Origin of the sequence: Bradyrhizobium hipponense, assembly GCF_008123965.1 — a bacterium.
In the GTDB taxonomy this organism is placed as follows: domain Bacteria; phylum Pseudomonadota; class Alphaproteobacteria; order Rhizobiales; family Xanthobacteraceae; genus Bradyrhizobium; species Bradyrhizobium hipponense.
In genome coordinates this window covers 1-3,153 of the sequence record NZ_VSTH01000179.1, presented here as the reverse complement: position 1 = coordinate 3,153, position 3,153 = coordinate 1, and the positions used below count along the sequence as shown (strand labels likewise).

Here is a 3,153-nt window from a genome sequence, read left to right as displayed (position 1 = left end):
GTAACCGGTATGAGCTCCCACGTCTGCGGCGATCAGGGGGCGCGTGCGTAGCGGATCGGCATCCAGTATTGGCGCGTGGCCTCGACAGCTGCTGGAATATCGGCGTTACGGAGAAAGTGCCCGGTCTCGGGGTCCCTTGGTGGCAGTCCGAGCAGCGGATGGCCCTGATCGTCGCGACAGTGCAGCAGGATGGGCAGAACCAGGCCGTGATTGACGTTGCCGCCGTCCAGCAACGGCGCCCAGGCCGGCAGCCTGAGCCGCATCGCGGCGTAGAATCCCTGACACCAGGGTCGCGGATCGACGTCGCCATTGGGTTTGCGCCGGTGCATCGGCTCGAACTGGTCGGGCGCGGTCGTAAGGACGTTGCTGATGTCGTTATGGCGCAGCGCGACGGCGGAGAGCGCCGCGAACTCCGGGGTGTCGCCGTGGTTGAAAGCATCGGCATCGATGGCGAGCAGCGGACAGATCCAGTCGAGCGGACTCATCGACACCGGTCCGGCCACGATCGCGGCGACATAACCATCGAGCATGGGGATGCTGGTGGCGGCAGGAAGCCGATCGACGCGAGCCTGCAGCCACCGATCGAGCTCCGCAAGGGGCATCGCGGCGGCCGCCATCGACGACGAAGCCTTGTGACGACGCGGGCTCATGCGGCGGCCTGTGCGGTGTGCTGGTGCGCCGCCCTCCAGTTCCAGGCGAGCAGTTCGTGCAGCTGATGGCTCTTGGTTCGCCCGGACACGATGCGCTCCAGCACGTCGGCGAGGTAGGCCTGCGGATCGAGCTCATGGAGCTTTGCCGTGTTCACGATCGACGCCAAGATTGCCCAGCTCTCGGCGCCGCCCTCGCTGCCGCTGAATAACGAGTTGCGTCTTCCCATGGCAATCGGGCGCATTGAACGCTCGACCGTATTGCTGTCGACCTCGACGCGGCCGTCGCGGAGGAACAGCGTCAGCCCGTTCCAGTGATTGAGCGCGTAGTTGATGGCCTCCGCCAGCTTCGACTGGGAGAAGAGCTGGTCGACAATCGCGGTCAGTCGCGCCTTGAGCGCCGCCATCAACGATGCGCTCCTGGTGCAGCGGACGGCCAGCCGCTGCTCGGCAGTGCTGCCGCGGATCTCCGCCTCGATGGCATAGACCGCCTGCAGGCGTTCGATCACCTCGCGCGCGAACGGCGACTGGGTCGTTTTGAACACCTCGACGAATTTGCGTCGAGCATGGGCGAGACAAAAAGCGAGCTGGATCGCGCCGCCATGATCGCGGGCGAGCGCCTTGTAGGCAGCATAACCATCCACCTGCAGAATGCCGGAAAAGCGCTTCAGTTGTCCGGCGATCTCCTCGGTGCCGCGGCCGTTGGCGAACACGTAGGCAACCGCCGGCGGCGAGGGGCCGCCCCATGGCCGGTCATCCATGGCATGTGCCCAGAACTGGCAGATGCGGGTGCGATGTCGTCCGGGATCGAGCACCGGCATTGGCGTCTCATCGCAGAACAGGCGCGGCGAGGCCTGAATCGTGCGCAGCTGAAGCTCATAGAGGCTCCTGAGCCACCAGGCCGCACGCTTCACCCAGCCGGCCAGCGTCGCACGGTCGAGATGGACACCCTGGCCGGCCAGAATTTGCACCTGTCGGTACAGCGGCAGATACCAGGCGAACTTCGAGACCACCACGTGGCTCACGAGTGCGGTCGAAGCCATGCCGCTCTCGATCAGGCGCGGCGGCACCTTCGCTTGGACCACACCATCGGTGCAGCTGCGGCACCCATATTTGGGACGGATCGTGCGCAGCACCCGCAGGATCGCGGGGATGATGTCCAGCACCTCGCTGACGTCCTCGCCGATCTTGTGGAGCCGACCCTGGCAGCACGCGCAGGCCGTCGCCTCCGGCTCCAGCACCTGCTCGCAGCGCGGCAGGTGCTTTGGGAGTGCGCCGATGTTGCGGCGGGCCTTCTTGCGCACCTTGCCGGGCGGCTTCGCCGCAGGCGCATCGTCGTTGGCCTGCACAGGCAACGTGGCGTCGGTCTCGAGATCGCCCAGCTCAAGCGCGAGTTGCTCGTCCACGAGCACCGCAAGTCGCTCCGAGCGCTTCCCGAAGATCATCTCCTTGAGCGTCTGCATCGCCACACGCAGCTTCTCGTTCTCGGCGTCAAGCGCGAGCACCATCTCGGTCAGAGCTGACGGATCGGTCGGGAGAGCGTCGGGGCGAATCGCCATAACCAGACGATACATCCGCGCGCCACAGGCTCCAGCGAAATCCCCACCTCTCAGCCGACAACGGCCGGCTGCTTCACAGGCTTGGGTGAGACGCGCGTCCACTCAAGCCCGTCGATCAGCATCGCGAGCTGCGTCGCGCTCAGATGCACCACGCCGTCGCGGATCGGCGGCCAGGTGAAGCGTCCCTCGTGCAACCACTTCGTCACCAGGACCATGCCGCTGCCGTCCCACGCCAGAAGCTTCACTCTGTCCATGCGCTTGCTGCGGAACACGAAGACGTCGCCGCAATACGGGTTCGCATGCAGCGCTTCGCTCACCAACGCCGACAGCGTGTGCACCGACTTGCGGAAATCGACCGGCTGTGTCGCTAACACCACCTTGAGGTCGGATCGTAACGCAATCACCGGTCGCCTCGGAGCGCCGCCAGCACCGTCGAAAGCGTCGCCAGCTCCACTCCCGGCTCGACCCGAATGCGCGCCCCGCTCATCTCGATCTCGATGACCCCGGAGAGCTTGGTGACCGGCGCAGCGATCTCCAACGACCTCGTCTGTACCGACGAAACACGCGCGGGCTCGCCAGCTGTCTCGCCTCCGCTCTCCGCCTCGACGTGGATCGGCACGAAGCTCGGCGCCTTGCCGGCCACCGCCGCCGCAACCTGGCGTCGCCACACCGTGAGCAGCCCGCGGGCAACGCCGTTGCGGCGCGCCACCTCGGAAATGTTGACATCAGCCTCAAAGCTCTCCGCCACGATCCGGGCCTTCTCCTCGCCCGTCCATCGTCGGCGCCCGCGGTGCCCGGTGATCACCTCAATGCGACGATACGAGTCGCCTTCCTGCCTGGCATCAAGCATGGCATTTGCCATCGTTGCACCTCCACCGATCAGCTCATGCCAGGCTGTATCGCAGGCGAACCTCGCGACGGCGAGGTGGGGCCCTCATGCCGGTTAC

Annotated in this window: 4 protein-coding genes; all 4 read right to left on the bottom strand. The window is 66.0% G+C overall.

Features of this window, described 5'->3' with window-relative positions; all coding sequences use genetic code 11:
* Positions 1–32 precede the first annotated feature (32 nt).
* The 4 genes from FXV83_RS38065 to tnpA are packed head-to-tail and all read right to left on the bottom strand — an operon-like array spanning position 33 to position 3,068.
* Positions 33–617: a UPF0149 family protein gene (locus tag FXV83_RS38065; protein WP_148745001.1), complete on the bottom strand. Its 585-nt coding sequence runs from the start codon at positions 615–617 to the stop codon at positions 33–35.
* Positions 618–646: 29 nt separating this feature from the next.
* The gene (gene tnpC, locus FXV83_RS38060) at positions 647–2,206 is read right to left on the bottom strand and encodes an IS66 family transposase (RefSeq protein ID WP_148745003.1); all 1,560 of its coding nucleotides are present in this window, start codon (positions 2,204–2,206) and stop codon (positions 647–649) included.
* 50 nt (positions 2,207–2,256) lie between these two features.
* Complete coding sequence (tnpB, locus tag FXV83_RS38055) at positions 2,257–2,610, bottom strand: IS66 family insertion sequence element accessory protein TnpB (RefSeq protein WP_085398167.1); 354 nt, start codon at positions 2,608–2,610, stop codon at positions 2,257–2,259.
* Positions 2,607–3,068: an IS66-like element accessory protein TnpA gene (gene tnpA, locus FXV83_RS38050; RefSeq protein WP_148744999.1), complete on the bottom strand. Its 462-nt coding sequence runs from the start codon at positions 3,066–3,068 to the stop codon at positions 2,607–2,609. The genes tnpB and tnpA overlap by 4 nt, the downstream gene beginning before the upstream one ends.
* Between the last annotated feature and the right edge of the window lie 85 nt (positions 3,069–3,153).

Coding starts and splice junctions, on each gene's coding strand:
- tnpA (WP_148744999.1), bottom strand. CDS start 3,068: ATGGCAAATGCCATGCTTGATGCCAGGCAGGAAGGCGACTCGTATCGT.
- FXV83_RS38065 (WP_148745001.1), bottom strand. CDS start 617: ATGGCGGCCGCCGCGATGCCCCTTGCGGAGCTCGATCGGTGGCTGCAG.
- tnpC (WP_148745003.1), bottom strand. CDS start 2,206: ATGGCGATTCGCCCCGACGCTCTCCCGACCGATCCGTCAGCTCTGACC.